This window comes from Ferrimonas sp. YIN67, from assembly GCF_057219095.1.
The window spans coordinates 269,547-296,252 of the sequence record NZ_JBXVVJ010000006.1 but is presented as its reverse complement, the minus strand read 5'-3'; the positions used below and the strand labels follow the sequence as shown (position 1 = coordinate 296,252).

Below are 26,706 nucleotides of genomic sequence, written 5' to 3'. Positions count from 1 at the left end.
GAATTTCGTATAGTCACTCAGTAAACATTAAGAAATGATGATTTCTCAATCCTACGTGAGTGCCCACACAGATTGTCTGACAAATTGTTAAAGAGCTGCTCTTGCGAGCATTGCTTCGTTGCCGAAGCAGGTGGCGTATTTTAGTGAATCCGCCGCGGTCGTCAAGTCTGTTTTTCAACTTTCTTTTCAACCGTTGTTTTGTTGACCAAGCTGCTCGTTAACCGCGTTGGTTAAGTTGCTGTGCCCCGTCGACAGATGCGCATTATAGGGAGGCGAACTTTTCCCGCAACCCCTTTTTAGCGCTTTTTTGTCTGACTGGCGAAAGCCCCAGCGTATACCGGCTTATCCCCAGAGCTATCCACAAAAAAGTGCGCTTATGCGCACTTTTTGTACCGCAGACCAAACAGTTTAGCTGCCATAGACCTTTTGTGCAGGCTCAGCTTGCTCAACCAAGGTATCCACTGCCGCACCGATCTCTTCCGGCAGCCAGCGATCGCCTTTATCCTGCTCCGGCCCTTTGCGCCAACCATCGGCAATGGACAGCTTACCGCCCTCCACTTCAAACACTTTGCCACTGATGTGGGCAGACGCATCCGACGCCAGCCACACGACCAGCGGGGCAACGTTTTCCGGCGCGTAGTAATCAAAGGCCCCCTCTTTGGCTGACATCATGTCGGCAAACACCTCTTCGGTCATGCCGGTTCGGGCTGCGGGGGCCAACGCATTGGCCGTAATGCCGTAACGTGCCAACTCGGCCGCTTGGACCAGAGTCAAGGAGGCGATACCGCCTTTCGCTGCGGCGTAGTTGGATTGTCCGATGGAGCCCTGCAGTCCGGCGCCGGACGAGGTATTGATGATACGACCGCTCACGGCGTTACCCGCTTTGCTTTGGGCACGCCAGTATTGCACCGCATGGCTGGTGATACAGAAGTGACCTTTGAGATGGACGGCGATCACCGCATCCCAGTCTGATTCACTCAAGCTGGCGAACATGCGGTCCCGGCAAATACCGGCGTTGTTGACCACCGCATGCAGATCGCCGTAACGTTCGACCGTTTCTTTAACGATCTCGGCAGACTGCTCATAGTTGGTAATGTCGTGACTGTCCGCGACGGCATCACCGCCGTTATCGCGAATTTGCGCTACCACGGCTTCCGCCGCTTCCAGGTTAATGTCATTGACGACGACTTTGGCGCCGGCATCAGCAAAAGCGTGGGCGTAGGCACGACCCAAGCCGCCCCCGGCGCCGGTGATGATGACGACGCGATCCTGACAAATTGCCATGGTATTACTCCTTATATAGAGGAAGGGCACCCGGGCCCTTCCCCTTACTGTCCGTTATAAGCGTTCGATGATGGTGACGTTGGCCTGTCCGCCGCCTTCGCACATGGTCTGCAAGCCGTAGCGGCCACCGGTGCGCTCCAGCTCGTGCAGCAAGGTGGTCATCAACTTGGTGCCGGTCGCTCCCAGAGGATGCCCCAAGGCGATGGCGCCGCCATTGACGTTGGTTTTCTCGTGGGGATAGCCTGTCTCCTTGAGCCAGGCCATCGCCACGGAAGCGAAGGCTTCGTTGATCTCCACCAGATCGATCTCATCCAGGGTCATGCCCGCTTTATCCAAGGCGTATTGCGTCGCCCGAATGGGGGCCGTCAGCATCCAGATAGGATCTTCCGCTCTCACGCTGATGTGGTGAATGCGGGCGCGAGGCTTGAGCCCGTACTGCTTCAGTGCCTTCTCCGAGACGATCAACATCGCCGAGGCCGCGTCACAGGTTTGTGATGCCACCCCTGCCGTCACCTTATCGCAGCCAAACAAAGGCTCCAGCTCGGCCATCTTTTCCAAGGTGGTGTTGCGCGGGGTCTCATCGGTGGTGACGCCCGCCAGCGGCACGATCTCCCGCTCAAATCGGCCGGACTCAATGGCGGTTAGCGCTCGGCGGTGAGATTCCAGCGAGAAGGCTTCGAGTTCGCTTCGGGACAAATCCCACTTGTCGGCGATCATCTGGGCCGAGTTGAATTGCGTTGGCGGCGTCGAGCCGTAGCGCTCAACCCAGCCGGTGGAGCCGGTGAAGGGATCGCTAAAGCCCATGGGCTCGGCGGCGATCATCGCCGAGGAGATGGGGATCTGGGTCATGGTCTGTACGCCACCGGCGATCACCACATCCTGGGTGCCGCTCATCACCGCCTGCGCGGCGAAGTGCACGGCTTGTTGCGACGAACCGCACTGGCGATCGATGGTGGTGCCCGGCACCGCATCATCCAGTCCGGCCGCCAGCCAGCAGGTCCGAGCGATGTCACCGGCCAGGGGACCAATGGTATCCACCGCACCGAAGATCACATCATCATAATCCGCATCGGGGATGCCATTACGCTCGACGATCGCTTTGAGTACGTGGGCGCCAAGATCGGCGGCATGAATGTGCGCCAAGCCACCCTTACGGCGTCCGGTCGGCGTGCGGATCGCGTCCACAATATAAGCTTCAGCCATGTTTGATATTCCTTATCGGGCCCGCCGCATTGGGCGGGCCTGCTACATATATAAGAAGAGGGGCGGATTAAAAACTGGCACCGGCCCCTAAGGCGGCACCCTCTGCGAGGATGGCGGACTTGATCCGCACCTTATGCGTGCCCTGATCGCCATAGCTGGCGTCCATTGCCCAACCCGCCTTCATGAAGATCTGCAGATCCACTTCCCAGGTGTACCCCATGGCGCCATGGGCCTGGATCCCGTTCTTGGCGGCAGCGCGCACCGCTTCGGAGGCCACCAGCTTGGCGTGGGAGACCGCCAACGCCGCGGAAGGCTCCCCGTTGGCGATGTCGTAAGCCGCTTTGATCAACGGCGGACGGGCAAACTCCACCTTCACCGCCACATCCGCCATCATGTGCTTCACCGCCTGGAACGAGCCCACCGGCTTGCCAAACTGCTTACGCTCATAGGTGTAATCGACGGTGACGTCCATCATGCGCTTTGCCAGGCCCAGTTGCTGAGCGGCCACGCCCAAGGCGCCGCGGTTAAAGGCGTTTTGCCACAACAGCGCACCGGTTTCTGCATCCGCCAGCTTGGTGGCATCGCTGGGTGTCCACTGCACACTGAACAGACGACGACTGGGATCCACCGAGGCATTGGCCTCCAGGGTCACATCGGCGGCTGGCACACCGTGCACTTCGCCGTTATGGGCCAGCAGCAGCAGATCCGCCATATGTGCATCCGCCACCAACAGATTATCCGGGTGCGCCACCGCAACCCGGGCGCTGCCCTCGGCGATCTGCGGCAACCAATCCTGCTTAAAGCCATCGTGGGCATCATCCAACTCGGCGATCAGCGGGATCGCCACCAACGCAGTTTCCACCAGCACACCCGGCATGGCGGCATAGCCACACTCCTGCGCCAGCAGGACAAAATCCAGAGCATCCATGCCCAGACCGCCGTATTGCTCAGGCACGGTCATCGCCGTCAGCCCCAGCTCCGCCAGCTTGGGCCAAAACTCGGGAGAGCGACCGCTGTCGGTGTCCCACAAACTGCGGATGTGCTCCGGTGTCATCTCGTTGGTAAGAAACGCTTTCACGCTGTCGCGGAACATCAGCTGGTCGTCATTAAAGGTAAAGTCCATGGCCGATCCTCCTCAAGCCCGCGGCATGCCAAGCATGCGCTCGGCGATGATGTTGCGTTGAATTTCGTTGGTGCCTGCATAAATCGGCCCGGCCTGGGCAAACAGGAATCCGTCCAGCCACTTGCCGACGCCCTGCGCCTGTGGCGCGTGAGGCCACAGTTCGGCACGGGCACCGAGGATGCTCATCGCCGCCTGGTGCATGCTTTGATCCAGCTCGGACCAGAAGATCTTATTGGTGGAAGACTCGGGGCCGATCTTGCCGCCCTTGATCAGGCGCGACGCCGTCATATAGGTGGACTGGGTATAGGCTTCCGCATCCAGATAGGCGCGCATCACCGCTTCGCCGATGGCCGGATCGCGATCCGCACTCTCCTGGTTGGCCTTATACAGCTCAACCAGGCGACGGGCGGTTTCCTGGAATCGGGCCGGCGAGCGCAGCATCAAACCCCGCTCGAAACCGGCGGTGGACATGGCCACGTTCCAGCCATTATTTTCACCGCCCAGCACATTCTCCACCGGCACCTTGACGTTATCGAAGAAGATCTCGGCGAAGCCCGGCAGACCGTCCAACTGAGGGATCGGTTGCACCGTCACACCCGGCGCATCCAGCGGCACCAGAATAAAGGTCAGCCCTTTGTGACGGCTGGAGTTCGGATCGGTGCGGAAAATGCCGAAGGTCCAGTCGGCCCACACAGCGCGGGTCGACCAGGTTTTCTGGCCATTAATGATGTAGTGATCGCCCTGACGCTCCGCCTTGGAGCGGATGGCCGCCATGTCGGACCCGGCACCGGGCTCGGACCAGCCCTGGGCCCACACCTCTTCACCGGTGGCCATCTTCGGCAGGAAACGCGCTTTCTGTGCTTCGGTGCCGTATTCCATCAGGGTGGGACCGAGCAGGAAGATCCCGTTCTGGTTCACCCGCATTGGCGCGCCGCTGCGGTAATACTCCTCCTCGAAGATGAGCCACTGGATCAGATCGCAGCCGCGACCGCCCAATTCCCGGGGCCAGGTCACCATGCCCCAACGCCCTTCATTGAGCTTCGCTTCCCATTCACGGTGCTGCACGAAGCCTTCCGCAGTGTCGAATGAGGCCAATGGCTCACTGGGAACGTTCGCCTCCAGCCACTGACGCACCTCCGCACGGAATGCCTGTTGCTCTTGTGTGTAATTCAGATCCATGGCCGTCTCCCTCTGCGTTCCAATAGCGTCACTGCTTGTTCTCAAACTGCGCGTCGCGCTTCTGCACAAAGGCATCACGCGCTTCCTGCGAGTCGGCCACCCGATAGGCTTCTAAGGTAAAGCCTTGCTCGGAGCGGTATTTGGCTTCCAGATCGCCGTCCTCAATGCCGGTCAGTGCCTCTTTGGCCAGGGCGATCATCGCTGGGCTCTTGGCCGCGATCTTTGCGGCGATATCACGGGCCGTCTCCAGCAATTGTGCTCGAGGTACCACCCGCTCCACCGCCCCAAGACGGTAGGCTTCCTGGGCATCAATCATCTCACCGGTAAAGTACATGTAACGCACCTTCTGCACCGGGAACATGCGCTGCAGGTGCGCACCGCCCCCCATGGCGCCGCGATCCACTTCCGGCACACCAAAGGTGGCACACTCGGAAGCCACGATGATGTCCGCCGCGCCGGAAATGCCGATCCCCCCGCCCAGCACGAACCCGTGTACCGCCACGATCACCGGCTTGGGGTTTAGGTGAATGGCGGCAAAACTGTCGTAATTGCCCTTGTTGACCTTGACGATAAGGTTGTCGTCCTTCGCCAGCTCCTTGATGTCCACCCCGGCGCAGAACCCCCGCCCTTCGGCGGCGATGATAATGACGCGCACCGCATCATTCTTGCCCAGCGCTTCAATTTCCGCGGCAATATCCGCCCAGCCCTGAGAGCTGAACGCGTTGACCGGCGGGTGATTAAACACCAGCTCGGCAATGCCCGCTTCGATGTTGACGTTAAATGGCTTGGTCATAGTCTTGTCCTTGAACTTTACGGGCACACAGGGCATCCAGTCGTTGCTGCGCTTCTGCGGCAATGCTGCTCACCAGCTGTTCGCAGGTTAATAGGGAATCGATGGTGCCGGCGATCTGACCGGCGGGCAGGACACCGTCAGCGGGCTTGCCATCCACCATGGCCTTTTGGATCACCATGGGGGCATTGGCTGACATGATGGATTGCGCCGCCGTCATCTCGCCCTCCCCACGCATCTTCAGCGCCGCGCTGATCATCTGGCCGATGCTCATGCCGCTGTGCTTGCGATAGGCCAGCCCGCTTTTCATCGCCAAAATCAAACGCTGCAGGCCACTGGCCTTTTCCAAACGGGCGAGAAATTCATTCATGATCATCCGCTGTGGCATGCCATCGATGGCGCGGCTGACGATGATGTTGGCCGGGCTTTTGGAGCTGACGTAGCGATCCAACGTCGCCTTGGGTACCGGACTCTCCTGGGTCATCAGGAAACGGGTGCCCATGGCAATCCCTTCCGCGCCATAGGCCAGCGCCGACACCAGGCCTTTGCCATCTTTAAAGCCGCCCGCCGCCACCACGGGCACATCCAGGGCTTCCACCACCTGAGGCAACAGAATCGAGGTCGGGACCGAACCGGTGTGACCGCCGCCCTCGCCCCCCTGAATGGTGACCGCATCGGCGCCCAGCTCCACCGCCTTGATGGCGTGCTTGAGGGCACCGACCGTCGGGATACACACCACGCCGGCATCCTTGAGCTGTTTGATCATCGCTTTGCCCGGCGACCGGCTGTAACTGACCGCGCGCACACCATGCTTGATCACCAACTCGACGATCTCATTGGCGTTGCTCTGATACATATGGAAATTAACGCCAAACGGCTTGTCGGTTTTCGCCTTGGTATCGAGGATCGCCTGCTCCAGCAGGTGTGGCTCAATAGTCGCCCCCGCCAGAAAGCCAAACGCACCGGCGTTACAGCTGGCCGCCACCAGATTGGCGTCCGCGACCCAGCCCATGGCGGTTTGGATCACCGGCAATTCACAACCGAGCAGCTCGGTCAGCCGGGTTTGCATGGAATACCTCATGAGCCCGCTTCCTCTTTGGCTTGATTGCGCTGACTCTCAGCCATCTTCTTGCCGTCGAAACCCGCCAGTCGGTCGCCGGACACCTGCTCGTTGTGTACGTGGGCAAAGTGGTGCAGCCCAAACACCATGTCCATGGTGCTGCGCTTGCCCATGTTGTCCTCGGCGTTGTTGACCGCCTGCTTGGTCAACTGCAAGCCCAAACGCGGCATCTGGGCGATGCGATTGGCCACATCCAGGGTGGCGGCTTCCAGCTCGTCTCTGGGCACCACCTTATTGAGCATGCCCATCATGTAGGCACGATCCGCCTTCATCCGCTCGCCGAGGAACAGAAACTCCTTGGCGATACGAGGATTGAGCTCATGGGCGTGGGCGAAATACTCCACACCGGGAATGCCCATGCGCACCACGGGATCGGCGTAGAAGGAGTCACCGGAGGCGATGATCAGATCGCACACCCAGGCCAGCATCAGGCCACCGGCCACACAGGCGCCCTGCACCATGGCGATGGTGGGCTTGGGCATGTCCCGCCAGCGGCGACACATCCCCAGGTAGACCTCCTGCTCACGGGCGTAGAGAAACTCGCCACCGGGCTTGTCGGTATGATCGTACCAAAGGCTGGTGCGCTCGAAGGTCTGATCCACATCCCGCCCAGGCGTACCGATATCGTGTCCGGCAGAGAAGTGTTTACCCGAACCCGCCAGCACGATCACCTTGACCTGGTTGTCGTCACAGGCGCGCTTGAACGCAGCATCCAGCGCGTAGGTCATTCTCGAGTTCTGGGCGTTGTTGTACTCGGGGCGGTGCATGGTGACGATGGCCACCTGATCACGCACTTCATACAGCACCACGTCATCGATCGTTTCCACTGATTGGGTGTCCATCGTCCTGCTCCTTATGCTGCCGTCAGGCGGCGATCGCCAGGGGGGTTATCCTTCAGCTGTCGAGCCCGAAGGTTATGGGGATCCATCTTGGCGATGATCGCCAGCTGGGCCTCGGTCGGTGCGGGGGTTTCCACCACTTCCTCGGCGATGGCGATGGGGAAGCCGGTCGCGTCAATCACCTGCTGCTGGGTCACCCCGGGATGCAGGCTGATCAGGCGCAGCTGATGGTTCGGGCCCTTCCAATCCATCACGCACAAGTCGGTGATCACCAAACGGATGTCGATATCATCCAGCTGGTAACCCTTGGGCAGCCGCGCCGGGTTGTAGCCGATGGAGGCCACCATGTCGCACTCGCCCTCGACGAAGACCCTGGGGTTGTGGCTGGGAACGAAGAAGGAGTTGGCGTGGCTGATGGAGTTGCCGGGGAAACCCCGTACTCCCAGCATCTGCACCTTGGGCTGGGCATAGCTGCCACCCAGTGCCGAGATATTGGCCTGACCGTATTGGTCGATCTGGGTTGGCCCCACCATGGCGTGACGTTTGCCACTCCAGACATTGTCGAAGATCCGCGAGAAGCCCATCCAGGTTTCGTTCTTCTGCACGAAATCCTCGCCACGAGCGCCCAGCGGGTTGGGCTCGGACAGCAGATAGGCCTCGGAGTCCGTCATCATCAGATCCGGATTGTCGGTCAGCATCGACAGACTGGCGGCGATGCGAGGCAGAACGCCAATCCCGGTGGCCAGCACTTCGCCATCGTTTTTAAAAGCTTCGGCGGCAGCGACGATCATCAGCTCCGCCAACGTGTACTCTGTTGCAACCTGACTCATGGTTATCTCTCCTGTGTCGGTTGTATTTAGTAAGTCGGCAGCGGCTGCTGCAGGATGGCATCCAGCCCGCCCACGGCGGCCTGGTACTCGGCTTCGTCTTTGTCTTTGATAAAGGCGTTGAAGTAGCCCTCGAAACCACCCTCTTTGGCGGAGGCGTTATAAGCCTTAAAGTGGGCCACATCGAAGCCGTACAGCGGCGCGCAGGAGCTGGGGTGAGCGCCACCGGGAATGTGCACCACACCTGTGGTCAGACTGCGCTCCCACAAGACAGTGCGGGCCGCGGCGTCGGAAGCGAAGTGATCCGCTTCCACCAGATTGTCGGTACTGACAAACGCCTGGTCGGCGGCGCGTACCATCCAGTCGTCCATGTAGTGATCCGGACCGGAGATCTGACAGACGCCCCGGGTATCTGCGTGATCCACGTGCACCAGCGCAGCATCCAGTTTCAGTGCCGGCATCGCCACCCACTCCTTGTCGTCATAGGGGCTGTCGATCACTTTCAGATCTTTGTTCACCTTGATGACGTCGGTGCCCAACCCCAGGTTGGTCGGAATGTAGGGGCAACCCCAAGCCGCCGCGCGAAGGCCCAACAGCATCATCCCCTCATCAATCTCCATCACCTCGATGGCCGAGGTTTGACGGGCCTGACGGAAGTAGGGCTCCAGCGGGATGAAATCCAGGGAAACAAAGGCAAACACCAACTTCTTCACCTTGCCTGCCGCACACAACATGCCCACATCGGCACCGCCGTAGGCGACGATGGTCAGATCTTTCAGATCCGAACGCAGGATCTCGCGGATCAGCGCCATCGGCTTGCGCCTTGGACCCCAGCCACCGATACCGATGGTCATGCCATCTTTCAATTGGCTGACCACATCGGCCGCGCTCATCTGCTTGTTCTTTTTCGCGATACTCATTGTGCAGTGCTCCTGGCCTTACTGATGGCCTACGCTAAAATCGTGACCCCAGTGGCTCACAACGGTGCTTTCAAAGGTGGTGTGGGTATCCCAGTCCACCACCAGGCCACCGCAGCCGTACTCCATATCGAAGCCGGAGGGGGTGCGCATGTAGAAGGACACCATCTTGTCGTTGGTGTGCTTACCCAGGGTCGCGGTGAGCTTGACGCCATGGGCGTTCATTCGATCCATTGCCCGGCCCACTTCGTCCATATCCGGCACTTCCAGCATCATATGGACACAGCCGGACGGGATGGGACACTCGAAGATCGCCAGGGAGTGGTGACGACCATTGTTGCAGTGGAGGAAGTGCAGACGCTTTTTGGGTTCGGCGGGGTCGTCGGTAAAGGTCACCGTCATCAGATCCGACAGGCCAAAACCCATCACCTGGGTATAGAATTCAACCCCTTTATCGAAGCTGGGCGCTGGCATCACGGTATGGCCCAGCCCCAGGCCGTCGGTAATAAAGGCCTTGACGCCCACCGGAGAGATAAAGGGGGCGAAATCCAGGGCCGGGCCCCAGAAGATCTCATGGGTATTGCCATCGGGATCCTGGAAGATGGCCAGATCCTGCACCTGACGCTGGGCGATCTGCTCCGCCGTGCCTCGGCTTACCGGTACATCGGCCTGGGCCAGCGTGGTCAGGGCCTGCTCGAAGGCTTGCGGCCCCGCCAATTCCCAACCTGAAGCCCCATAGCCGTCCCGCTCAGACTGACGCACCATGATGCGATAGGGGCGCTCATCCATCTTGAGCAACAAGATCTCACCGTCCGGAGCGCTCTGCGCCGTATTGGGGGCTTCCATCATGCCCAGTACCTGAGTACCAAACTCACGCCACTGGCTGATGTCGGTGCAATCGGCGATCACATAACCCAATCCACGAATGTCCATCTTCCGTCCTTCCTATATCTGGCCCGTTTGAGCGGCCGGTTTGAGGGCTGCCCGGCGATCTGCTGTCGTCTCGCAGAGCCGGTTTTTCATACCTACCGATTTAATCTTCTGAGGGCCAAAGCTTCATCGTCCAATGGGACTAACGCAGTCAGGACGGGGCTTAGCGGCCAATAAGATGAGTCGTTCGTTCGAGGCAATGCGACACAAAAAACGGGCCTTTCGGCCCGTTGTTCTCACTCCGCCCATCTACTGGGCGGCCAGCTTTCTCAGCTCAAACTTCAGCACCTTGCCAGAGGCATTGAGGGGCAGCGCATCCACCAGCACCACCTTGCGTGGCACCTTGTAATTGGCCATCTGCTCACGACTCCAGGCGATCACCGCCGCCTCATCCAAGTCGGCATCGCCGGTGGGGATCACAAACGCCATGGGCAACTCCCCCATCCTTTCATCAGGCATGCCGATCACCGCCGCCTGGGCGATCTGTGGATGGTGGCACAGGGCATTTTCGATCTCCGCCGGGTAGACGTTAAAGCCCCCGCTGATCAGCATATCCTTGAGCCTGTCGGTAATGCGCAGATTCCCGGCAGGATCCATCACCCCGATATCACCGGTATGAAGCCAGCCCTGGGGATCAATGGCTTCTTCCGTAGCCTGGGGATCATTAAAGTAACCCTGCATCACGTTGGGCCCACGCACCACCACCTCGCCGGCTTCCCCCCGGGGCACCTCATTACCTGCGGCGTCGACGCACAGCACCTCGACGCCGGGCATGGCCCGCCCCGAAGTATTGGCGATGATCTGCGCATCGTCACCGGCCCGGCAGATGGTCCCGAAGCCGCACACCTCGGTGAGGCCATAGGCGGTCAAGATCCGATCGAAGCCGAGTCGATCACGCATCTGGTGGATCATGCTAACCGGAATGGCTGCCGCCCCGGTCACCGCCACTTTGAGGCTGGAAAGATCGTAATGATCCAGCTCCGGATCCGCCAGGATCGACTGGTACAGGGTTGGCGGTCCGGGCAGCACCTGGATCCGCTCCCGGTGGATCCGCTCCAGGATCGCCTTGGCATCAAACACCGGGTGCGGCAGTATGGTGCACCCCCGCATCAGGGCGGCCAGCCACCCGGCTTTGTAGCCAAAGGAGTGGAAGAAAGGATTGACGATCAGATAGCGATCCCCGGGTTCCAGGCCCACCACCCCACTCCAATCGGCGATCACCTGGAGGTTCTGTCCATGCCCAGTGATCACCCCTTTGGGCGCTCCTGTAGTCCCCGAGGTAAAGAGCAGATCCGACATCACTTGAGGTGTGACCGACTCGGACCGCTCTGCCAGGATCCCATCATCGATGGCCACGGCACCATCGAGAAAGGCCTGCCACTGGTCGCCGCTGCGCAGCTCAATGATCTCAGCCAACTGGGGCAGATCTTCACCGGCCAGCATGTCGGGATAATTTTTTCCAAGGAAGTCGCCAATACTAACCAGTAACTTGGCACCACTGGCATTGAGCACATAAGCGGCTTCCGATCCCTTCATCCGGGTATTGAGAGGCACCAGCGCCGCCCCTATGGTCTGTGCGCCCAGGGCGGCGATAATCCACTCCCACAGGTTAGGCGCCCAGATCGCAACCCGATCGCCAAGTTCAACCCCCTTGGCAAGCAGTGCCTTGGCGGCCTGGCAACGCAGGCGATCCAGTTCATCGTAGGAAAGGATCTTGCCATGATCGTCGATGGCGATCCGATCGCCATAATGCGCGGCGGCGGCCGAGATCATCCGGCCTATGGTCCGGATCTCGGATGGGTGAGGGTGAGACATGGGGGCTCCCTGCAGGGTAGTGACTTCCTTCTGGGATCTTGGCGCCTGACGACGCCTGACATCATCGTCTGATGAGACTACCGCGCCTGACGATCAGCCATCAAAGGGGAGAAAACAAAAAGGCCACCCCATTAAGGGTGGCCTTTTCGACGATGCTCTGGCGCTAACTCGAACGTCGCACCAAAGATGTTATCACAGGGATGCGGTAAAGGTCCGAGTGATAACGTCTTTTTGCTGCTCCAGAGTCAGAGCGTTAAAGCGCACGGCATAGCCGGAAACACGAATGGTCAACTGAGCATTATCGGACAGCACATTGTAGTCATCGTTGCTGGCTTCGCCTTTCTCAACGCGCTCGCGAGCTTCCATGATCTTAATCAGGGTTTCCTGTTTCAGCACGTTCACGTTCAGGTGCTGGCCACCTTCGCGCTGCGGCGGTGCCTGAATGTTCAGTTCGCGGGCTTCATACTCACCCAACTCAGCCAGGGCAACAACCTGATCCGCTTCGTACTGCTCTTTTGCTGCCAGACAGCGTGCCTGTTGGTTTTCTTCGTCGATAAGCCAAATGCTGTTAACCAGGTTGGCGTTGGAAGACTGGGTGATTTGGATACCTTGGATCATGATCTGCCTCTACTGTGCTCAATATGGAACCGGGCCTCAATTCGCACCGGGTGCGTGATGTATGTCACACACCCTAACAGCGCCCTCGCACAAACAACAGCGATCACTCATCACCCACGCATGAGCCAGTTTAATTCCACAACACAGTTAAGGTTAAAGGAGGCTAGAGGCGGATCGGCCAATCCCTTCAGAGACCGCAAGGATAGCCTCTATCAGCTTCTGGGCGGCCGGAGGCTGAGTACGTCCCTTGAGCGCCACGATCCCGTAACGAGCAGGGATCTGCTCCAGCTCCTTGACCTGCAAGATCCGTAACTCCCCCTCAGTGATCTCTTGGTGAACCGCAGCCAGTGGAGTCAGGGCCAGCGTGTCGCTGTCGTACAGGGCGGGTTTGACTGCCAGGAACTGATCAAACCGGATGATCCGCCGACCTGACACCAAGGGCCCAAGACTGAGGCCGGAGATGTGCTTTTCCAAAAAGGCATTAGGCAGATTGCGTGGCAGTGCCAGTGGGTATTGAAGCAGATCGCTCAGGCTCAGCTGAGCACGGGCAAGCAGGGGGTGCTGGGGGTGACAGCAGATCAATGCCGGCATAGGGGTCAGGGGAACCACATCCAGCGCCTCGTGCTGCATCAAGCCCGTCGCCTCCACTTCATCGATAAAGTAATTCAACTCACCGGACTCGAGTCTTGCCAGGTTGCGACGCCAGCTATCGACCCGAAGATCCAGCTTCAGTGTCGGGTGTTGACGGGTCAGATCCCCAAGGATCGGTCCGATCAGAGTTTGCGCTGGAATAGGACTGGCGCCCAGGGCCAATTCGCTCCAGTCGCCGGACTGCATCAACTCCAACTCCATACTGAGCTGACGTACATCCCGCAGGATCCGCTCACCATGGCGAAGGACTGACTCACCATAGGGGGTTAAGGCCACACCGCTGCGTTGTCGATCCAGCAGCTTAGCGTCCAGCAGCTCTTCCATGCGCTGAATGCTTCGGCTCAGGCTCGGTTGACTCAAGTTCAAGGCCTCGGCCGCGCCACTGAAACTGCCTTTTCGGCATAACATCAAAAAGTGCCTTAAGTGGCGGATCTCCATCGTACTGGTGCGCATAGCTTCCTACTCTTCGTCGTTCTTGGGGCATTTCCTTGGCAGCGCCAATCGCCCACGTCTTATAGATGGGTAACATTTTTATGGCCAGAACCATAACTTTAGTTATCAGAAGCAATCCACACAGGCAGCACCCAGTCAACAACAAGGGAACAAATGCGCCCTGAATATCCATGCAATATTCGAATGATTTATCAGGTTATCTTGTACTTAAGCCTATCATCGAGAATAAGGGGGCACAGAATTCGAGCTGCCAATTCTCATTCCGTCTGGATACCAGGGGCTTAAGACGCCGCTTTATGCATACAGGGCTGCTGACGAAAAGGAAAAAGTCACTGTGCCCAGGAGCGGCTAAGATCGCTCCCTTTCGCATTTTATGATGCCTTTTATACACAAAAATTAACTAACACATGCGGATCAAACTCATCCTGATATTCATCACCATAGTTCAGGACCAAATTTAAATCGATGAATATCAATAGTTTGTTAGACACACAAAGGCGTGGCCCAAAAATACAAAAGAACTTCATAGCATCCATGCATAGCAACAGATCGCGATATGCATTTGTACTAACACATCCTTAACCCTATTGTAACCCTTGGCGACCTTACGCCAGAGGGATCACACAATTGACCAAAAGAGTCGAATGGATCCTCACTCCTTTCCAAAACCAGGGAGCCCCACCGGGGTATTAAGGGTGTCTAACGTGAAATTAAAACAACTCGCCATAGCAACCTCGGCCGCACTCTATGCTGCGGCCGTTGCCGCGTCGGGAGTGGCAACTGAATCCAATAGCCTGCTACCACTTCGTAGCATCAACTTCGCGCCTCAACAGCAACAGGAGTCGCTCAAGTTAGCCCAACAAACCAGCCAAAGCAGCCGGCCAACCACTGCCGGGGCTAACGTTCACCGTGGGGTAGGTAAGGACAAAGTTCCCTTCCATTACGAACAGGATCTGATCGGGCCACAAACCTATATCGTTCAGCTGGTCGAGAAACCCGTTGCCACCTACGATGGCGAGATCGCCAACTTGGCAGCCACCTCACGTCAATCACGTTTCGGACTCGCACCAACGTCCATGACAAGTCATGCCCCTAAGCGGCTTGACCTCACCAGCTCGGCGACCCAGAGCTATATTCAGCACCTGACCAGCCGACAAGATCAGGTGCTCAGTCAGATCAATCAACTGTCACGCATCCCGGCAATGCCCATCAAACGTTTTAACCTGGCGTTTAACGGCATGACCCTGAACCTCACCCAGGATGAAGCGGCCCAGGTTGCAGAGCTTCCCGGCGTTCGAGCCGTCACCCGCTCTACCATCCTTGAACTGCATACCGACGTCGGTCCCGAGCACATAGGTGCAGGCCCGATCTGGTCCGGCAGCGGTACCCATGACGGCTTGGCCTACCAGGGAGAAGGGATCCTGGTGGGGATCCTCGATACCGGGATCAACCCGGATCACCCCTCCTTTACGGCAACGGATGCTGACGGCTACACCCACAATAATCCCTTTGGTACCGGCGTCTACAAAGGTGACTGTGCCATCGGTGACTACGCAGAATTGTGTAATGACAAGTTGGTGGGGATCCGCTCCTACAGCGAGATCACGGACACCTATTCCGATCCGGTCTTTTACGAAGACCTGGCCAACGGCCCGGTTCGTCCCCCCGTGGGCATCGATTACAATGGCCACGGCTCCCACACAGCCTCAACCGCTGCCGGTAACGTCGTTTATGATGTGCCCTATCAGTTCACTGAAGAGGGCTACGGCAACCATATTCAAGGCGTGGATTCCGGCCTGGTCTTTCCTCGTGTCTCTGGCGTCGCACCCCGCGCCAACATCATCTCTTACCAGGTGTGTTGGGCTGGCGGTGGAAATGCCCCTTATGCGGGCTGTCCGGAAAGCGTCACCCTTGCCGCCATTGAAGATGCCATTGCCGATGGTGTTGATGTGATCAACTACTCCATTGGTGGCGCAGAACGGCTTCCCTGGGAGTCGCCCACCGAGCTGGCCTTCCTAGCCGCCCGGGAAGCCGGGATCGCCGTAGCAACCTCCGCCGGCAATGCCGGCAATTACTGGATGGATCACGTTTCTCCCTGGGTCACAACGGTCGCGGCCACGACCCATGGACGCGCCATCGCCTTTGATCCCAAAATCCTAACCGGATTCCCGAATCCAACTCCTGAGCTTCAAAATCCGATACAAGCCGCCGGGATCTCGGTCGGTTATACCGGCCCCATAGTGAACGCCGCCGAACTTGGCAACGAAACCTGTGACCAGATGTTCAATCAGGATCTGGCCGCTCTGACCGATGGCATCGCCCCCATCGTCCTGTGTAAGCGTGTTCAAGGGGCCGATGCCCAACCCTTGATCTACAAGGCGCAGAATGTGCAGGCCGGTGGTGGTCTGGGGATCGTCATTTTCAATGATCAGAGCAATGTATATCAGCCCGGAGATCCAAGCGAACTGCTCGATATCCACTACCCCATTGCCGCCGCCCACATCAGCTGGGATAGCTTCTCGGAGATCTTTGCCTGGCGGGATACGCGCTTTGATTGGGGCAGCGCTACCATCACGGACTCCAACCTGCATGTCGAAGATCAACCCGCAGACGTTCTGGCCAGCTTCTCCTCACGCGGACCAAGCGAAACCAACCCCAACACCATGGCGCCAACGCTAGCCGCCCCGGGGGTGGATATCCTGGCCGCCTACGCCAATGACCGTCTGTTTACCCTTGAAGGCGGCGGCATGAATTGGGCTGCGATCAGCGGCACTTCCATGGCTTCGCCCCATGTGGCTGGCGCCATGGCCCTGCTCAAGAACGCCCATCCGTTGTGGACGCCAGCCCAGATCCAGTCCGCCCTGATCTCCACCGCGCAGCCGGTAACCCTCGCCCAGAGTGAATACGGAGAGATCTACAGCAGCAATCTCAATGAGGCCGGTGCCGGTGTGATCAATATTGCGAAAGCGGTGCGGGCCGGCCTGCTGATGGACGAAAGCGTCGACGCCTACAGCGTGGCAAATCCAAAGACCGGGGGCGATGTTCGCACCCTGAACACCCCCTATATGGTCGATCGCAACTGTTTCGGAACCTGCACCTGGTTCCGTACCGTGACTGCGGCTGAAGCAGGAAGCTGGACGGTGGAAACCGAAGAGATCCTCAATGAGGGGGTTGATCTGCTCAAACTCAAGGTCTCCCCGGCCAACTTCAGCCTAGAGGCGGGCCAGTCTCAGGTACTGGTGATCGAGGCCACGGTTCCCCATATCGAAGTGGTGGGGGGCGATACCGGATTAATCACCCTGTTTGGCCATGTCAATCTGATCCCTAGCAACAGTAACTCGGTCCCCCAAGCTCTGCCCGTGATCGTTGATTACGACTCAGGTGGTGTACCGAATGCCACCGAAAACCGTGTCGGCCGAAACCAAGGGGAAGTACTTTCTCCGCAGATGGTGACTCGGGATGCCCCCGATCTGACCGTCTCTCCCTACGGGCTGATCAAGGGCGATACGACGACCTACCAGCTCAGCGCCAACACCTATCATGAGGTCTTCTCCACCGTTGGCCTGCCACCGGAAGATGCCGTTGGTCTGGGGTATCGGTTCTTCGAGGTACCGGAAGGCACCAAGCGTCTGGTGGTCGAGATCAGTGATGAAGACCCCTACATTCGTTATGCCTCCGCCATCGATCTGGGCCGGGACATCAACGCGGATGGGCTGATTGACTGGCAAAATGAAGCGATCTGTTACTCCTGGAGCCGTGTGCGCGATTTCTGCGCCATCAACGATCCTGAGCCGGGCACCTACTGGATGCTGATCGGCAACTACGAGCCGATGAGCGACAATACCTACCCGACCACCCAGTACTCGATCACCACCAGCATCGCCGTCATCGGCGATAACACTGCAGCTAACCTGACCGTGGAGGCTCCGGCCTCAGTGGACGGCGTCACCCCCTATCAGCTGGGGCTCAATTACGATTTGCCCGATGCCCAGGTGGGCGACATCTACTACGGTCTGATCGAGCTGGGTACGGATCCCTACAACCCCAAAGTGCTTGGCAGCATGGGGGTGCGGCTCGAACGGGGCGCTGACGATGTTCAGATCAGTCAGAGCCGTGATATTGCCAAGGTAGGGGATATCGTCAGCTACAAGATTACTCAAGCCGCCAACCTTCTGGGTGGGGAACGGGATATCGATCTGCGTATCGAACTGCCCGTGGGCCTGACGCTGATCCCTGACAGCATCCAGGGTAGCGAATATGCCCTGGATCGTCTCTTGATCGATGGTAACAACTTGGTATTGAGCGGTAGTCAACGCTCCTCCGCAGACGAGCCTCGCCATTACGTCTACAGCACCAGCCTGGATGATGCCATGTGTCGCTTGCCCTTCCAGGATTTCCCGGACTATGTCGATCTGTCACAGCTGTATGACGGCAATGGTAACCGCTTTAACCCTCTGCCCGGATTTGGTGAGTTGGATAATGAGTTCTTCGAGATCAGCGATGTCGAAGGCGCGGATAACTACTTCCCTCATATCCCACTGTATGGCGTCGAGAAGAAAGATACCTTTAACCAGATCCAGATCTACGGTTCGGGCATGCTCAAATTCGACGCACAGGCCGTGCCAGCCGAGGCCGGCAACTTCAATCTGGAGTGGTATCCGGTCCAGGATCTGATCCTGTCCCCCTTCTGGCATGGTCGAGGGCGTTCACCGGAAGCCGAGATGCGCAATGAAGAGGGTGAAACCATCGTCAACGGGATCTACGCCGCCGGGGTCTACGACGACCGTTACCTGATTGTGCAGTGGAAGAACATGCACGTCGATCTGCCTGAAGAGGATACCGGCACCCCACCGATTGTTCCGTCCTTCGATCTTCCCATGCCCTGCATTCCCGGTCTTCCCTGTGGTGAACCGCTGGACTATGTTGATCGCAGCGAATCCTTTAACTTCCAGGTGATCGCCGCCAGCCAGTTGGATTTCAGCCCCAACGCCCACGAAGTCTACTTTGCCTACGCCGATCTCGACGGAACCTACGAAGAGGAGACCACAGTCGGGATCAAAGGTTATCAGGGCGTCCGTGGCTTCCTGGCGCCGGTCAATGGCTGGAACGTAGATCAATACGCCTACAATGAGGCAGGCAAAATCCAGTCCAACATGGTGATCTGTGCCGATTACCAAGGCCCTGAGGTAACGGAGATGACCCTCAGCTTCGATGCTCGTGTCGGTTACAACACTGTCAATCAAGACAATGCACTGACCGTGACCTCAAGCATCAGCAATGGCGGTAGCCAAACCCGCCAATCTGTTCTGACGGTTGCAGGCAACATCTCCGTGCTCCCCCTGGCGGATCTGAACATGGAGGAAAACAGCACCAGTGACTCCATCTCAGTTGATGCCATCCACGGCCTGGGCCGAAGCTTGGCACTGGAAGTGTCGGCTGCCAATGCCAGTGCCGAGATCAACGGCATGAGTTTCACTCTGACGCCGCATGCGCACTGGTTTGGTGACACTGAGGTGATCGTCACCGTGTACGATCCTGGCAATCCCGCCGACAGCACCCAAACAGCCTTTACCCTGAGTGTCGCCTCTGATGGCGTCGATAAGCCAAAGAGCAGCGGCGGTACACTCGGTTACATCGCCCTGCTACTCCTAGGCCTGGCTGGCATGCGCCGCCGTTACGCCTAAGAGAAGCATTTCTCCCTGACCTAGTCGCCCTTCGGGGCGGCTTTTTTTGGTGCTAATGTTTTCGCACAGCCGGATGCGGGGGGCAGGGAGCGGCCTGGCAGCGTGAGGCAGGGAAGCCCCCTAGCCGTCCGGCAGCGGCGCCTTCACTGTGACGTTAACACCCAAAAGGGGCCGCGTGCCTTCACCAATCGTTTCTGCAGGCCGCCGGCTTGTCGATGGCCACCAATAGGTGCCATGGTATTTCCTTCAGGATCCTTCCATCGGCAAGAAGCAACGGGCTGGCAAAAACCAGGTCATAGCCATCTTTCCCAGGGCTGGCCACGGCTTGGCTAGGGATTGGCTCAGCTCCCTTTCGAGAGGATCAAAAAAGGCGCTCATTGAGCGCCTTTTTTATCGGAAGGAAGATCACTTCACTACAGTCAGGGTCGGACGACCACTGGGGCGAGGCGGAGGGCTGGACTCGGCGAGGGGAGCTTCAGCTTCCATCACCACTTCCTGGATCCCTTCATCCTCTAACCCTTCGTCCTCGGCCTCGTCCTCAAACGCCGCTTCCGGCGGGAATACGGTCCCGGCGCCGTTCTCACGGGCATAGATGGCTTCAATCGCCGCCATCGGGACGTTCAAGGCGTAAGGCTTACCACCAAAACGCGCATTGAACAGGACAAAATCGTTACCCAGTTGCAGGTTGCCCACCGCATGGGGGGCAATGTTCAAGACGATCTGGCCGTCCTGAACAAACTGAATTGGCACCTGAACTCCCGGCATGTTGGCATTCACCACCAGATGTGGAGTCAGGTCATTATCCAGCATCCAGTCGTGAAACGCCCGCAGCAGATAGGGGCGTGTCGGTGTTACCTGCTCGCTCATGCGCCAATGCGCAGTTCGCGCTCTGCTTCGGTCAGGGAAGCCTTAAAGGACTCACGCTCAAAAATGCGCGTCATATAGGCTTTTACTTCGGCACTGCCACGACCGTTCAGTTCAATGCCCAGGGAGGGCAGACGCCAGAACAGCGGAGCCAGGTAGCAATCCACCAGGGTGAACTCTTCGCTCATGAAGTACGGGGCTTCGGCGAAGATCGGGCCCAGGGCCAGGATGCTTTCGCTCAGCTCTTTGCGAGCTGCCGCCGCACCGTCACCATTGGCAACACGATCGGCCAGGGCATACCAGTCGTTCTCGATGCGGTGCATCATCAGACGGCTCTGACCACGAGAAACCGGGTACACAGGCATCAACGGCGGATGCGGGAAACGCTCGTCCAGGTATTCCATGATGATGCGGGCGTTGTACAGCACCAGCTCACGGTCAACCAGAGTCGGAACGCTGTTGTAAGGATTCAGTTCAACCAGGTCCTGAGGCAGTTGGTTTGGATCCACCTGCATAACTTCAACCCCGACGCCTTTCTCGGCCAGGACGATACGAACTTGGTGACTGTAGAGATCGCTGGCACCGGAATACAGGGCCATGACAGAGCGTTTGTTGGCAGCGACAGCCATTGATACCCTCCGAAAAATTCAGATAGCGGAAACAGCAAAGGGGGGCGCTCGGCCCCCGCATTTGCACAAGAAACAGATTGTAACCTGTTATTGGCGATTAGTGTACATCTCGCCAGTATTCACGTTTAAGCAGATACGCCAGGATAAAGAAGATACTTAAGAAACCCAGCACCCAAACCCCCATCGCTTCACGCTTAAGTCGAATAGGCTCAGCGGAATAGGTGAGGAAGTTGGTGAGATCCACTGCCAGTTGATCATACTCCTCGGCACTCATGCTGCCGCCGGTGGCGACAATGCTTCCATCCTCCTGCAGTACAGGGACCCCCTGGAAACGCTCCAGTACATGGGGCATGCCTACGGAAGCAAAGACCAGGTTGTTGACCCCAAACGGACGGGACTCATCCTTGTAGAAAGTCGTCAGATAGGAGTAGACCCAATCGGAGCCTCTTACCCGTGCAACCAGGGTCAGATCCGGTGGCGGCGCCCCAAACCATTTGGCAGCGGCCTCCTGAGGCATGGATGTGTGCATCAGATCGCCGATCTTGGCATCGGTCGGGATCAACGCATTCATCTCATCAACGCTAAAGCCCAGATCCTCGGCAACCCGGCCGTAACGCTGGTACTGAGCGGCGTGACAGCCCATGCAGTTTTCCATAAAGGCCTTGGCGCCACGCTGCAGCGACGCCTGATCGTGCAGATCAATTGGCGCATGCACCACGTAAGGATTATTGCCGCCTGCGGCAAAGGAGAGCGCTGGCAGGCAGGCAAGCAGTATCGTCATTAACTTTTTCATCAGCCTGTCACCCTCTCTGGAAGCGGTTTGCACTGCTCATTCTTGCTGTAGACAAACAGCAGAACGAAGAAGCCGAAGTAACCCAGGGAGAAGAGCCGTGCCAACAGGGTCTCGGTCGGACCGGCTGGCAAGGCACCCAGCACCCCAAGGGCCACAAAACACACCACAAACTGGGCGATATTGAGCTTATGGAACACGCTGCGGTAGCGAACGGATTTAACCTTGCAGCGATCCAGCCAGGGCAGGAAGAAGAGCACGACGATCGCCGCCCCCATGCCAATCACCCCGAACAGCTTATCCGGCACCGCTCGCAGGATGGCGTAGAAGGGGGTGAAGTACCATACAGGCGCAATGTGCTCCGGGGTCTTCAGCGGGTTGGCCGCCTCGAAGTTCGGTGGCTCAAGGAAGTAGCCTCCCCCCTCCGGCATAAAGAACAGCACGTAGCAGAAGAGGATCAGGAAGCCGGCCACACCGACGATGTCCTTCACCGTGTAATAGGGGTGGAAGGGGATCGCATCCACTGGCCAACCATCGGGTCCCTTGTTCTTCTTCACCTCAATGCCATCGGGGTTGTTGGACCCCACTTCGTGCAGCGCGATGATGTGGAGGAACACCAGCACCACCAGCACAAGCGGCAAGGCAATGACATGCAGGGCGAAGAAGCGATTCAGGGTTGCCCCGGACACCACATAGTCGCCACGGATCCACAGGGTCAGATCGTCCCCGATCACCGGGATCGCGCCAAACAGCGAGATGATCACCTGGGCTCCCCAGTAGGACATCTGGCCCCAGGGCAGCAGGTAGCCCATAAAGGCTTCGGCCATCAGCACCAGGAAGATCAGCATGCCGAAGATCCACAGCAGCTCCCGCGGCTTCTGGTAGGAGCCGTAGATCAGGCCACGGAACATGTGCAGGTAGATCACCACGAAGAAGGCCGACGCGCCGGTGGAGTGCATGTAACGCAGCAGCCAGCCATACTCAACGTCCCGCATGATGTACTCAACGGAAGCAAAGGCCCCCTCGGCACTGGGGACATAGTTCATGGTCAGCCAGATCCCGGTCAGGAGCTGATTGACCAGCACCAGCATCGCCAGTGAGCCAAAGAAATACCAGAAGTTGAAATTTTTCGGCGCCGGATACTGACCCACGTGTTTGTTGTACGTGGCGGTCATGGGGATCCGTTCGTCGATCCAATCAATGACTTTTTTCATGCCGTGGCCTCCCCGTCAACACCGATCACCACAGTGCTGCTATCGACATAGCGATGCGGCGGAACTTCCAGGTTCAGCGGTGCGGGCACACCGGCAAACACCCGACCGGCCATATCAAACTTGGATCCATGACAGGGGCAGAAGAAGCCAGACTGGATCCCCTGTACCTGCTGCTGGAATGAGTCCGGCATATAGGTTGGTGAACAGCCCAGATGCGTACACAGCCCAACGGCAATAAAGAACTCTTCATTGATGGCCCGAGTGGCATTTTGCGCATAGGCTGGCTGCTGAGGTTCTTGCGATTCAGGATCACGCAACTGATCACTCAGGTCCGCTAATTGATCCAGTACCGCCTTGGTACGACGTACCACCCAAACCGGTTTACCACGCCATTCCACGCGTAGCATCTGACCCGGCTCTAACTTTCCAATGTTTACTTCTACTGGTGCACCGGCAGCTTTTGCCTTTGCGCTGGGGTTCCATGACTTGATGAAGGGAACCGCAGTAGCGACCGCGCCAACCCCGCCAACAGCCGCCGTGGCCAGGGTCAGAAATCTGCGACGTCCAGTATCGACAGGCGCATTGCTCATCCACTTATCTCCCGTAGGGGTTCTGCGTTTTTTGCGTACCTTGGTTTTTGTTTTATGCCAAAACCATCTTTTTGATAGTTACCCAAGGTCGAGGCGCGCCCATTATATAGAAAAACGCGACACACTTCATAGTTTGCTTTTCGCTATTGACCTAAATCACAAACAATAAATCAGCTTCACTGTAGAAAAAGCGAACAAAATGGCGCTCAACCACAAGCGCAAGCGGCAAGACCCGCTAAAGGTAAGGCTTTACTGTGGCCCAAAGGGCCCGATGCGGAAGGAAAAAGTGAAGCCAGAATGAGACGATTCAGCCGGGAAGGATAACGCTCGGCAACGCACTCGCTGCAGCCCTCAAGCCTGGGCACAAAAAAACCCGGCCAAAGGCCGGGTTTTTGAATCGAACCGAAGTTCCAGCGAATTAACGCTTGGAGAACTGTGGCTTACGACGTGCTTTACGCAGACCAACTTTCTTACGCTCAACTTCACGAGCATCGCGGGTAACGAAACCAGCTTCGCGCAGAGTTGGACGCAGAGACTCGTCGAACTGCATCAGGGCACGGGTAATACCGTGACGGATAGCACCGGATTGACCAGTGATACCACCGCCAGAAACGGTCGCGTAGATGTCCAGTTTACCCAGCATCTCGGTCAGTTCCAGCGGCTGACGAACTACCATGCGAGCAGTTTCACGGCCGAAGAATTGCTCCAGGGAGCGCTTGTTGATGGTGATCTCGCCAGAACCCTGCTTGATGAAAACACGAGCAGTGGAGGTCTTGCGGCGGCCAGTACCGTAGTATTGAGTCATTGCCTATATCCCCTTAGATGTCCAGAACCTGAGGCTGCTGTGCAGCGTGCTTGTGCTCGGCACCAGCGTACACTTTCAGCTTACGGAACATGGCACGACCCAGAGGGCCTTTCGGCAGCATGCCCTTAACCGCTTTTTCGATGATCATTTCAGGATTGCGCTCCTGCAGATCGGCGAAGTTGATTTCCTTGATACCACCTGGGTAACCGGAGTGACGGTAGTACATCTTGTTCTGAGCCTTGTTACCAGTAACGGTAACTTTTTCGGCATTTACGATCACGATGTAGTCACCGGTGTCAACGTGCGGAGTGTATTCCGGCTTGTGCTTACCACGCAGGCGACGAGCTACTTCGGTAGCCAGGCGACCCAAGGTTTTACCCTCGGCGTCAATGATAAACCAGTCGCGTTGTACGGACTCAGGCTTAGCAGTAAAAGTTTTCATTAGATTAAAAACCCATTGAGCTGTTACATATGCGCCCCGCTAAACTAGCGAGACAACCTTGTTCGGTCTTCCACCTACCCCTTCGAATAGGACAAGACGCTGGTTTTGGTCGTAAAACGACCGTCTGTAACGTAGGCAGGGCGCGAATTATAATGCAGGGCGATGCAAAAATCACCTGCTTTTTTGAACCAATCGACCAACCCCTTGCCTCGTTAGGCCTGGAGCGGGTCGATCGGCCTTCCTCTTTCCCTAAGGCAAGTGCGGCCGGGCCAGATAGTCGTGGCTTTGCATCTCGGTGAGACGGCTAAGACAGCGTTTAAACTCAAACTGCAGTTGGCCGCCGCCGTACAGCATGTCACTGGGCAGTTCCGCTGAAATGATCAGCTTAACGCCCCGCTCATAGAACTCATCCACCATGGCGATGAAGCGTCGGGCGATGTCATCGCCTCCCGTTGCCGCCCCCATCTGGACCACGCCGCGGAGGAGCACGGTATGGTACAGGCGGGCCAGTTCCATGTAATCACTCTGACTGCGTGGCCCGTCACATAACGCCATAAAATCCACCAACAACACACCATCGGCCTCACGTCGGATGGGGATGCGCCGCCCAATGACTTCAATCTCACCACCGACATGTCCCGGCTCAGGGGCCAGTTGTTCGAAATAGCGGTTCAGATTCCGCTCCGCCAACTCATCCAAGGGGGAGTGGTAGATCTCGGCTTGCTCCAGGGTACGCAGCCGATAATCGATGCCACTGTCGACATTAACCACCTCACAATGGGCCTTTATCGCGGCGATGGCGGGCAGAAACCGGGCGCGCTGCAATCCGTTTCGATACAACTCATCGGGGGGAATATTGGAGGTGGCCACCAAAACGACGCCCTGTTTGAACAACTGCTCGAACAGGCCACCGAGCAACATGGCATCAGTGATGTCTGAGACAAAGAACTCATCAAAACAGATCACCTGAGTTTCCTGGGCCAGTTGGGTCGCGATCCCAATCAGAGGATCGACCTCTCCCTTGCGCCGATTCAATTCGGCGTGCACCCGATGCATAAAGCGGTGAAAGTGGATCCTCATCTTCCGGGGGCCGGGCAGGCACTCATAAAAGGTGTCGACCAGATAGGTCTTGCCACGTCCTACCCCGCCCCAGAAGTAGAGCCCCTGAGCCGAACTGGGTGCCGCTCGGGAGCCAAGCAAGCCTTTAAGACGCTGTGTGACACTGGGTTGCCACTGCTGTCGTTGCAGCAGATCTTCGTACAGGCGCTGCAGGTGCAAGACGGCCTGTTTCTGGGCAGGGTCGGCCTGGAAGTCAGGCCGAGCCAGATCCTGTTGGTATCGTTCGAGCGGGGTCGCCATCCTAAAAATCCTTGGACTAATGCTGAACCGAACGGGTACGAAAACCCGGATTGAAGGCCAGGAAGTGTATCATGGCCCGAAAAGGCGATGTATATTGAAGCCATATTGATCAGGTATTTGAAGGAGTGACTATGTCCTGGATCCCGAGTCTGTTTTTCTTTTTGGTGGGTATTGGGGTCGGCTATCTGATCCACTGGCGCTTCAAGGGCAGCAGCGAAGACAAGCCTCAACTGGAGCGTGAGCTGGCACAGGCCCGCTTCGACCTCGACCAGCAACGCCAAGAAGTGGCTGATTACTTTGAACAGTCCCGTGAACTGATGGCCCAACTGAGCCAAAGCCTGGATAAAGCCAACCGGTTCTGGAATGACTCGGCTCAAGGCATGTTGGGGGAAAACCAGATGGTGCCCCTGCCAAGTGCCCAGCCTAGGCTGGAAGAGCACGGTGACACCATCGAGACTCTGCCACCCAATGACTATGTGCAGGGCTCCCATGGCATCATCAATGAGGCTCCCAAGGTAGCCAATAGTTGATTTAAGCCGGAGGGGGCGGGAACTTTCTGCCCCCTTGCCAGGTCGCAGTG

23 protein-coding genes are annotated in these 26,706 nt (G+C 57.8%); 2 read left to right on the top strand and 21 right to left on the bottom strand.

Annotated elements, in window-relative coordinates; all coding sequences use genetic code 11:
* Positions 1-408: 408 nt before the first annotated feature.
* From AC2D8U_RS14525 to AC2D8U_RS14465, 13 genes are all read right to left on the bottom strand, one after another.
* Entirely contained in the window at positions 409-1,284 is an 876-nt protein-coding gene (locus AC2D8U_RS14525) for an SDR family oxidoreductase (RefSeq protein WP_484619793.1), read from the bottom strand.
* A 54-nt stretch (positions 1,285-1,338) separates the two neighbouring features.
* A complete protein-coding gene (locus tag AC2D8U_RS14520; RefSeq protein ID WP_484619792.1) occupies positions 1,339-2,487 on the bottom strand; it encodes an acetyl-CoA C-acetyltransferase in 1,149 nt (382 codons plus the stop codon).
* A gap of 67 nt (positions 2,488-2,554) precedes the next feature.
* Positions 2,555-3,610, bottom strand: a complete 1,056-nt coding sequence (locus AC2D8U_RS14515; protein WP_484619791.1) for an acyl-CoA dehydrogenase family protein — start codon at positions 3,608-3,610, stop codon at positions 2,555-2,557.
* 12 nt (positions 3,611-3,622) lie between these two features.
* Complete coding sequence (locus AC2D8U_RS14510; RefSeq protein ID WP_484619790.1) at positions 3,623-4,789, bottom strand: acyl-CoA dehydrogenase; 1,167 nt, start codon at positions 4,787-4,789, stop codon at positions 3,623-3,625.
* A 28-nt stretch (positions 4,790-4,817) separates the two neighbouring features.
* On the bottom strand, positions 4,818-5,582 hold the full coding sequence (locus AC2D8U_RS14505) for an enoyl-CoA hydratase family protein (RefSeq protein WP_484619789.1): 765 nt from the start codon (positions 5,580-5,582) through the stop codon (positions 4,818-4,820).
* On the bottom strand, positions 5,566-6,660 hold the full coding sequence (locus AC2D8U_RS14500) for an NAD(P)H-dependent flavin oxidoreductase (protein ID WP_484619788.1): 1,095 nt from the start codon (positions 6,658-6,660) through the stop codon (positions 5,566-5,568). The genes AC2D8U_RS14505 and AC2D8U_RS14500 overlap by 17 nt, the downstream gene beginning before the upstream one ends.
* Positions 6,657-7,541 carry an enoyl-CoA hydratase gene (locus AC2D8U_RS14495; protein WP_484619787.1) on the bottom strand — a complete coding sequence of 295 codons (885 nt, stop codon included), beginning with the start codon at positions 7,539-7,541 and terminating at the stop codon, positions 6,657-6,659. Before AC2D8U_RS14495 ends, AC2D8U_RS14500 begins: the two co-directional genes overlap by 4 nt.
* 11 nt (positions 7,542-7,552) lie before the next feature.
* A complete protein-coding gene (locus tag AC2D8U_RS14490; protein ID WP_484619786.1) occupies positions 7,553-8,368 on the bottom strand; it encodes a CoA-transferase subunit beta in 816 nt (271 codons plus the stop codon).
* A 26-nt stretch (positions 8,369-8,394) separates the two neighbouring features.
* Complete coding sequence (locus AC2D8U_RS14485; RefSeq protein ID WP_484619785.1) at positions 8,395-9,285, bottom strand: CoA transferase subunit A; 891 nt, start codon at positions 9,283-9,285, stop codon at positions 8,395-8,397.
* A gap of 18 nt (positions 9,286-9,303) precedes the next feature.
* Positions 9,304-10,215 (bottom strand): VOC family protein, encoded by a 912-nt coding sequence (locus tag AC2D8U_RS14480; protein WP_484619784.1) that lies wholly within the window; start codon positions 10,213-10,215, stop codon positions 9,304-9,306.
* Positions 10,216-10,461: 246 nt separating this feature from the next.
* The gene (locus AC2D8U_RS14475) at positions 10,462-12,027 is read right to left on the bottom strand and encodes a FadD3 family acyl-CoA ligase (protein ID WP_484619783.1); all 1,566 of its coding nucleotides are present in this window, start codon (positions 12,025-12,027) and stop codon (positions 10,462-10,464) included.
* Between the two features lie 192 nt (positions 12,028-12,219).
* The gene (locus AC2D8U_RS14470; protein ID WP_484619782.1) at positions 12,220-12,645 is read right to left on the bottom strand and encodes an autonomous glycyl radical cofactor GrcA; all 426 of its coding nucleotides are present in this window, start codon (positions 12,643-12,645) and stop codon (positions 12,220-12,222) included.
* A 153-nt stretch (positions 12,646-12,798) separates the two neighbouring features.
* On the bottom strand, positions 12,799-13,749 hold the full coding sequence (locus tag AC2D8U_RS14465; RefSeq protein WP_484619781.1) for a LysR family transcriptional regulator: 951 nt from the start codon (positions 13,747-13,749) through the stop codon (positions 12,799-12,801).
* 704 nt (positions 13,750-14,453) lie between these two features.
* On the opposite strand from AC2D8U_RS14465, the gene AC2D8U_RS14460 reads away from it, so the two are divergent.
* On the top strand, positions 14,454-19,433 hold the full coding sequence (locus tag AC2D8U_RS14460; protein WP_484619780.1) for a S8 family serine peptidase: 4,980 nt from the start codon (positions 14,454-14,456) through the stop codon (positions 19,431-19,433).
* A gap of 405 nt (positions 19,434-19,838) precedes the next feature.
* Here the strand turns inward: AC2D8U_RS14460 and AC2D8U_RS14455 are convergent, their stop codons facing one another.
* From AC2D8U_RS14455 to zapE, 8 genes are all read right to left on the bottom strand, one after another.
* A complete protein-coding gene (locus tag AC2D8U_RS14455; RefSeq protein WP_484619779.1) occupies positions 19,839-20,300 on the bottom strand; it encodes a ClpXP protease specificity-enhancing factor in 462 nt (153 codons plus the stop codon).
* On the bottom strand, positions 20,297-20,926 hold the full coding sequence (sspA, locus tag AC2D8U_RS14450; RefSeq protein WP_484619778.1) for a stringent starvation protein SspA: 630 nt from the start codon (positions 20,924-20,926) through the stop codon (positions 20,297-20,299). Before sspA ends, AC2D8U_RS14455 begins: the two co-directional genes overlap by 4 nt.
* 97 nt (positions 20,927-21,023) lie before the next feature.
* Positions 21,024-21,719: a cytochrome c1 gene (locus AC2D8U_RS14445; protein WP_484619777.1), complete on the bottom strand. Its 696-nt coding sequence runs from the start codon at positions 21,717-21,719 to the stop codon at positions 21,024-21,026.
* On the bottom strand, positions 21,719-22,930 hold the full coding sequence (locus AC2D8U_RS14440) for a cytochrome b (protein WP_484619776.1): 1,212 nt from the start codon (positions 22,928-22,930) through the stop codon (positions 21,719-21,721). Before AC2D8U_RS14440 ends, AC2D8U_RS14445 begins: the two co-directional genes overlap by 1 nt.
* On the bottom strand, positions 22,927-23,520 hold the full coding sequence (gene petA, locus AC2D8U_RS14435; RefSeq protein ID WP_484619775.1) for a ubiquinol-cytochrome c reductase iron-sulfur subunit: 594 nt from the start codon (positions 23,518-23,520) through the stop codon (positions 22,927-22,929). The genes AC2D8U_RS14440 and petA overlap by 4 nt, the downstream gene beginning before the upstream one ends.
* 418 nt (positions 23,521-23,938) lie before the next feature.
* Positions 23,939-24,325 (bottom strand): 30S ribosomal protein S9, encoded by a 387-nt coding sequence (gene rpsI, locus AC2D8U_RS14430; protein WP_484619774.1) that lies wholly within the window; start codon positions 24,323-24,325, stop codon positions 23,939-23,941.
* Positions 24,326-24,338: 13 nt separating this feature from the next.
* Complete coding sequence (gene rplM / locus AC2D8U_RS14425; RefSeq protein WP_484619773.1) at positions 24,339-24,767, bottom strand: 50S ribosomal protein L13; 429 nt, start codon at positions 24,765-24,767, stop codon at positions 24,339-24,341.
* A gap of 249 nt (positions 24,768-25,016) precedes the next feature.
* On the bottom strand, positions 25,017-26,126 hold the full coding sequence (gene zapE / locus AC2D8U_RS14420; RefSeq protein WP_484619772.1) for a cell division protein ZapE: 1,110 nt from the start codon (positions 26,124-26,126) through the stop codon (positions 25,017-25,019).
* A gap of 131 nt (positions 26,127-26,257) precedes the next feature.
* Here zapE and AC2D8U_RS14415 point away from each other — a divergent pair, with 131 nt between their 5' ends.
* Complete coding sequence (locus tag AC2D8U_RS14415; protein WP_484619771.1) at positions 26,258-26,656, top strand: Z-ring associated ZapG family protein; 399 nt, start codon at positions 26,258-26,260, stop codon at positions 26,654-26,656.
* Positions 26,657-26,706: the final 50 nt, after the last annotated feature.

Excerpts from the sequence above, each read along its gene's own strand:
- AC2D8U_RS14525 (WP_484619793.1), bottom strand. The coding sequence starts at position 1,284 with ATGGCAATTTGTCAGGATCGCGTCGTCATCATCACCGGCGCCGGGGGC.
- AC2D8U_RS14520 (WP_484619792.1), bottom strand. The coding sequence starts at position 2,487 with ATGGCTGAAGCTTATATTGTGGACGCGATCCGCACGCCGACCGGACGC.
- AC2D8U_RS14515 (WP_484619791.1), bottom strand. The coding sequence starts at position 3,610 with ATGGACTTTACCTTTAATGACGACCAGCTGATGTTCCGCGACAGCGTG.
- AC2D8U_RS14510 (WP_484619790.1), bottom strand. The coding sequence starts at position 4,789 with ATGGATCTGAATTACACACAAGAGCAACAGGCATTCCGTGCGGAGGTG.
- AC2D8U_RS14505 (WP_484619789.1), bottom strand. The coding sequence starts at position 5,582 with ATGACCAAGCCATTTAACGTCAACATCGAAGCGGGCATTGCCGAGCTG.
- AC2D8U_RS14500 (WP_484619788.1), bottom strand. The coding sequence starts at position 6,660 with ATGAGGTATTCCATGCAAACCCGGCTGACCGAGCTGCTCGGTTGTGAA.
- AC2D8U_RS14495 (WP_484619787.1), bottom strand. The coding sequence starts at position 7,541 with ATGGACACCCAATCAGTGGAAACGATCGATGACGTGGTGCTGTATGAA.
- AC2D8U_RS14490 (WP_484619786.1), bottom strand. The coding sequence starts at position 8,368 with ATGAGTCAGGTTGCAACAGAGTACACGTTGGCGGAGCTGATGATCGTC.
- AC2D8U_RS14485 (WP_484619785.1), bottom strand. The coding sequence starts at position 9,285 with ATGAGTATCGCGAAAAAGAACAAGCAGATGAGCGCGGCCGATGTGGTC.
- AC2D8U_RS14480 (WP_484619784.1), bottom strand. The coding sequence starts at position 10,215 with ATGGACATTCGTGGATTGGGTTATGTGATCGCCGATTGCACCGACATC.
- AC2D8U_RS14475 (WP_484619783.1), bottom strand. The coding sequence starts at position 12,027 with ATGTCTCACCCTCACCCATCCGAGATCCGGACCATAGGCCGGATGATC.
- AC2D8U_RS14470 (WP_484619782.1), bottom strand. The coding sequence starts at position 12,645 with ATGATCCAAGGTATCCAAATCACCCAGTCTTCCAACGCCAACCTGGTT.
- AC2D8U_RS14465 (WP_484619781.1), bottom strand. The coding sequence starts at position 13,749 with ATGCGCACCAGTACGATGGAGATCCGCCACTTAAGGCACTTTTTGATG.
- AC2D8U_RS14455 (WP_484619779.1), bottom strand. The coding sequence starts at position 20,300 with ATGAGCGAGCAGGTAACACCGACACGCCCCTATCTGCTGCGGGCGTTT.
- sspA (WP_484619778.1), bottom strand. The coding sequence starts at position 20,926 with ATGGCTGTCGCTGCCAACAAACGCTCTGTCATGGCCCTGTATTCCGGT.
- AC2D8U_RS14445 (WP_484619777.1), bottom strand. The coding sequence starts at position 21,719 with ATGAAAAAGTTAATGACGATACTGCTTGCCTGCCTGCCAGCGCTCTCC.
- AC2D8U_RS14440 (WP_484619776.1), bottom strand. The coding sequence starts at position 22,930 with ATGAAAAAAGTCATTGATTGGATCGACGAACGGATCCCCATGACCGCC.
- petA (WP_484619775.1), bottom strand. The coding sequence starts at position 23,520 with ATGAGCAATGCGCCTGTCGATACTGGACGTCGCAGATTTCTGACCCTG.
- rpsI (WP_484619774.1), bottom strand. The coding sequence starts at position 24,325 with ATGACTCAATACTACGGTACTGGCCGCCGCAAGACCTCCACTGCTCGT.
- rplM (WP_484619773.1), bottom strand. The coding sequence starts at position 24,767 with ATGAAAACTTTTACTGCTAAGCCTGAGTCCGTACAACGCGACTGGTTT.
- zapE (WP_484619772.1), bottom strand. The coding sequence starts at position 26,126 with ATGGCGACCCCGCTCGAACGATACCAACAGGATCTGGCTCGGCCTGAC.
- AC2D8U_RS14415 (WP_484619771.1), top strand. The coding sequence starts at position 26,258 with ATGTCCTGGATCCCGAGTCTGTTTTTCTTTTTGGTGGGTATTGGGGTC.